Here is a 4648-nt window from a genome sequence, read left to right as displayed (position 1 = left end):
CGTTTATGAAATGGACACGAGCGGCCACATTGGCTACGTCAACGCAAAGGGGAGGAACAGTTCGGATAAAGTCGGGCTGATTTCGAGGCCGGGGCGAATGCCCTGGAAATGATCATTGCTGCGGATCATGGACGGGCCCTTGCGAATCTGTCCCGGGCGCTGGCGGGAAAGCGCGTCTATCACTCCGAATACACGTGCCTGCGCAAGGATGGCTCCACTTTCCCCGGTCTTTTCTACCCCATCGTTGCATAAAAACATATGGAAATTATTGTTACTAATCGAAATAGTTGATAAAAAATGACTGTTTTTACACGCACAAGAATTCACCAAATGTGAATTCCAGAAAAAACAATAATTTTCTCATGTTTGTACCCTTGCAGGAAAGCCGGAGGAATCCAGATCCTGCGTTGCCAGGGGATTGCAGTAAATTACTACGGCTGCACCCTTGGCGCCTTGGCTCTGAATCCCTCCGGCTTTTGCAACGTTGGGGTCTACTCCGCCGTGAAATACCGTGACGGCCAGCCGGCCGGGATATTGGGCATTATCGTCGACAACTCCCACCAGAAAGCGCTTGAGAAGATGCTTCGCGAAGGGGAATCCCGCTATCGCATCGCCACCGAAGCAGGCCAGACCGGTGTCTGGGACCACGATCTTCAAACCGGGGAAATGGTGATCGATACGAACCTGATCAACCTTCTGGGATTCAATGAGGGGGAAATTACCCGCTGGGACGCCTGGAAGGCGCTGTTTCTTACCGACGATGTGACCCGAATTATGGAACACTCCCGGGCCTACATCAACGGTCAAATCCCCCGTTTTGAAGTCCAGGGCCGGGTGCCGGACAACCATGATCAGGTGCGATGGATTCTGATCAGAGGAAAGGCCGAGCGTGACGCCTCCGGATGGGTGCGGCGCATGATCGGCAGCGCCACCGACATCACCCGTCTCCGCCGGGCAGAAATGGCATTGGAGAAGGCCAAAGATGACCTTGAGGCCCGAGTCAATGCACGTACCCGCGAACTCAGCCATGCCAACAAGACCTTGCGAGACGTTGTTCGGGAGAAGGTTAAGACCACACGGGCGTTGAAACAACGGGAAGCTGAACTGGAGCTGAAAACGGCGAAGCTGGAGGACCTGAACACGGCGCTGAGATTTCTGCTGAAGAAACTGGACCGGGAGAATACCGCGGTGGAGGAGAAGATGATGGCCGATCTCAGAGACCTGGTGCATCCCTATCTAAAGAAACTGGTCAACAAATCCCGGGAGTAGGAGATCCGGGCCCTGGCCACTATCCTGGACAACCACCTCACTGCCATCGTTTCGCCTTTCTGCCGCCACCTGACGTCTCCGGCCATCAACCTGACGCCCGCAGAACTGAATGTCGCCCATATGGTCAAGACCGGCAGCAGCACCCGGCAGATTGCCGATACCCTCAATGTGTCCTACAAGACCGTGGAGACCCACCGGGTCAACATCCGCAAGAAATTAAGGTTGACTCGCAAGGGCGCTAATCTGCGCACCTGCCTCATGTCCATGGAAAAACCGCTTTCACGGATAGGGGAATTATAACGACCACCGTGGTGCCAGGTATTACCCTGATGATTGGAAAGATCGGCCAAACATCCCTTGACGGATTCGTAAAAAGCCCGATATCTGCGTTACGCTTCATCCTTCGTCACTGCGGCGTACCGTAAGTACGCCTCATTCCTCAGGATTCGCAAGCCTTGATCTCGGGCTTTTTACGAATCCGTCGGAAATGTGACTTTTTACGAGCTCATCATCCCTTGACAGCTGCGAAAAATCCTCTTAAACTTTTAGAGTAATTAACTGATAAAGACAACTGCCTGCTGATTCTACCAAACCGCACGCGTTTACAACCGCCCCCGCTGATTCCTGTGTCCTGTACGCCGCTGATTGGCCGTCGTCGACGACGGCTCATTCGAAGGAAGTCGGAAATGAAAACAATAATCAAGATGTGTCTATCCGGCTCCCGGAAGGCTGCCGTGTATTCCGGGAGCGCTTCATTGGCAAAGGAACTGTCCCGATTGCCCGCTGGTTGGCTTGCCGTGCATGTGCGCGCGACGTGCCCGCAAGCGGTGTGGCGGAGACATCCTGAGGCAACTCCTCAAATCAAGGAGGCACACCATGAAATTTTCCGATATTTTCGTCCCACGCTGGCAGAATTCCAACCCCGAGATACGCAAACGGGCGGTGGAACGGCTCAAGGACATCAAACTGCTGGAGCAGATCGCTGAAAATGACGACGATCCAGGCATCAGCCAGGCCGCCATGGTCCGGTTGGAGAGCATCCAGGTGAAAGAAACCGTGGCGTGATGGAAAGATCCGCAAAAGTTCAGGTCCGGGTGCAAAAGGGGACACCCGGACCTGAAATTAATTTTTAGCACCCACTTACGGTTAGGCTCAGGAGAGCTTTTCCGCCAGACCCGTAATTGCCTCCAGGTAGCGATCGAGGCCGCGCATGAAGATGTCGTTGTGGTTAGCGCCGGGAACGGTTACCAAAACCTTGTCCTTGGCACCACTGGCCTCGAACAGCGCTTGGCCATCGCTAAAGGGAATGATATGGTCAAACTCGGCGTGAATGATCACGGTTGGTTTGGTGAATGTTTTGATTTTGTCCACATTGGCAAACCCACTGGCCTCATCGAATCCGATCCGCTCCGGGTCCACGCCTAACAGCCGCAGCAGCGGTCCTGCCCATGCAAATCCGCTTTCGATAATCAGCCCGTCTATCCGGTCGCCGCTTGCGCAGGCCAATTCCAGGGCGGACGCGCTTCCCAGGGATCTGCCCATAACGATCAGCGGACCGGCAAACTTGTTTTCCGTTTTCCATTTTTCGGCAAAATCCAAGATTCGATGGCAGTCGGTCATCATGGTGGACACTGTCGGGGTTCCACCGGAGCATCCGTAGCCACGGTAATCCACGGCCATGAAGTTGATTCCCAGTCGGTTGAACATCGGACCGATATCGTCGTAATCGGAAACGATTTCGCCATTGCCGTGAAAAAAGAGAATGGTGGGGCCCCTGGCGTGGGCCATGTGAAACCGGGCACCGACGCCAACGTCCCCCTCCACCGGGATCAGGATCTCCCGGAAACGTCCGCCGCCAGGTGCAGGTCCGGGTGATTGGCGCGGATGGAAGAGAGACATCAGTACATCGGGTCTGTCCAGGGCTGAATAATCGGTGGGGCCTTTCCGGGGCATGGGTGTCCTCCTGGCTGATGATATGATCAAGGTAACTGCGCTTAATATGCCCAATACCATGATGCTGCGTCAAGGGGCGTTTACAACCCATGTAGAAAAGGGTAAGTAGTTGCCCATGAAGATTCTTGGTATTTCAGATATGGTGGTTCCGGAGTTGTCCGAACAATTTGACGCCCGTCCATTCGACGGCGTCGAACTGGTTCTCAGCTGTGGTGATCTGCCGCCGGAATATCTTTCATCCATCCGTGAACAGCTGGATGCACCGCTCTATTACGTGCGGGGCAACCACGACATCCGCTACAAAAGTGCTCCACCTGTGGGTTGCGTGAACATTCACCAGCGTCGGATTACCTTCAAGGGGCTTCGTATTTTGGGACTGGAGGGATCCCGCTGGTACAACGGCGGGCCGATTCAGTACCGCGACTACCAGATGCGCCAGATGATCTGGCGCATGATGCCGGGGCTGTGGTTCGCAGGCGGCGTGGATATGGTGATTACCCACGCGCCGCCCAGGCATGTCCACGATGCGGAAGACCGCTGCCATCGGGGCTTCGACAGTTTTCTAAAGCTCATCGGCCGGTTTAAACCCCGTTATTTTATCCATGGCCACATTCACGCCCACTTCACCGACCCGTCCCAGCGGGTGACCCTGGTGGGTCATACGCGTGTTATCAACACCTTTGCTTTCCATGTTCTGGAGGTGGATCATGAGTAGCCTGGCTGATCGAATCAAAAAACTGTGGCGCGGCAACCGGTACAGCGAAGCCAAGTGTTTCCGGGAGAACCAGGAGTGCGAAGGGGCATTCGACCACATCGACCGGGGCATCTGCAGCGTGCCCCTGGAGCAGATCGTCGGCAGTGTGGGGCGGTACCATGATTTCGACAGCCAGTTCAAGCTCAAGGGTCACGTGCCACCGGACCGGCTTATCAGTGTCAAGCAGGCCATGCGGGAAGGAAAATCCCTGCCGCCCGTCAAGCTTTACAAGATCAAGGATGAGTACTACGTCCTGGACGGCAACCACCGCATCGCCGCGGCCAAGGAGTTCGGCCGTTCCGACATCATGGCCAAGATCGTCGAATTCATTCCTTCCAGCAATACCCTGGAGAACATTATTTACCGGGAAAAGAGCGAGTTTGTGGAGCAGACCGGATTGACCTATCACATCGACATCTCTGAGGTGGGCCAATTCCCTTACCTGCTCGAACAGGTGGACGCCCACCGGGCTTTTCTCGCCGGTGGGGAAAAACCCGGTGCGACACTTAAAGAAGCCGCCAAAGACTGGTACCACACGATTTACCAGCCCATGACAGACATCATCCAGAAGGGGAACCTGCTGGCCTCCTTTCCCGGACGCACCTTGGACGACCTTTACGCATACATCTCGTTTCACCAGTGGGAGAAGGGGCGCTCGCGCCATTACGGCAT

General features: G+C 55.1%; 6 protein-coding genes and 1 pseudogene. 6 read left to right on the top strand and 1 reads right to left on the bottom strand.

Annotation, left to right across the window (positions count from 1 at the left end; all coding sequences use genetic code 11):
• Positions 1-108 precede the first annotated feature (108 nt).
• From QNK41_RS01620 to QNK41_RS01605, 4 genes are all read left to right on the top strand, one after another.
• Complete coding sequence (locus QNK41_RS01620) at positions 109-252, top strand: hypothetical protein (RefSeq protein ID WP_319253062.1); 144 nt, start codon at positions 109-111, stop codon at positions 250-252.
• 249 nt (positions 253-501) lie between these two features.
• Entirely contained in the window at positions 502-1269 is a 768-nt protein-coding gene (locus QNK41_RS01615; RefSeq protein ID WP_319253060.1) for a PAS domain-containing protein, read from the top strand.
• 3 nt (positions 1270-1272) lie between these two features.
• Entirely contained in the window at positions 1273-1569 is a 297-nt protein-coding gene (locus QNK41_RS01610) for a helix-turn-helix transcriptional regulator (RefSeq protein WP_319253064.1), read from the top strand.
• A 576-nt stretch (positions 1570-2145) separates the two neighbouring features.
• Positions 2146-2334, top strand: a complete 189-nt coding sequence (locus tag QNK41_RS01605) for a hypothetical protein (protein WP_319253058.1) — start codon at positions 2146-2148, stop codon at positions 2332-2334.
• 87 nt (positions 2335-2421) lie between these two features.
• Here QNK41_RS01605 and QNK41_RS01600 read toward each other — a convergent pair whose 3' ends face one another.
• Complete coding sequence (locus tag QNK41_RS01600; protein WP_319253056.1) at positions 2422-3222, bottom strand: alpha/beta hydrolase; 801 nt, start codon at positions 3220-3222, stop codon at positions 2422-2424.
• Positions 3223-3337: 115 nt separating this feature from the next.
• On the opposite strand from QNK41_RS01600, the gene QNK41_RS01595 reads away from it, so the two are divergent.
• Both QNK41_RS01595 and QNK41_RS01590 read left to right on the top strand, forming a co-directional pair.
• Positions 3338-3937 carry a metallophosphoesterase family protein gene (locus QNK41_RS01595; protein ID WP_319253054.1) on the top strand — a complete coding sequence of 200 codons (600 nt, stop codon included), beginning with the start codon at positions 3338-3340 and terminating at the stop codon, positions 3935-3937.
• A pseudogene (locus tag QNK41_RS01590) lies at positions 3930-4648 on the top strand (transcriptional regulator); the annotation flags it as partial. The gene QNK41_RS01595 and the pseudogene QNK41_RS01590, both read left to right, overlap by 8 nt.

The sequence above is a fragment of the Desulfosarcina sp. genome, assembly GCF_033791525.1.
Taxonomy (GTDB): Bacteria; Desulfobacterota; Desulfobacteria; order Desulfobacterales; family Desulfosarcinaceae; genus Desulfosarcina.
The sequence above is the reverse complement of the archived record's forward strand: the minus strand, read 5'-3'. Positions and strand labels throughout refer to the sequence as shown.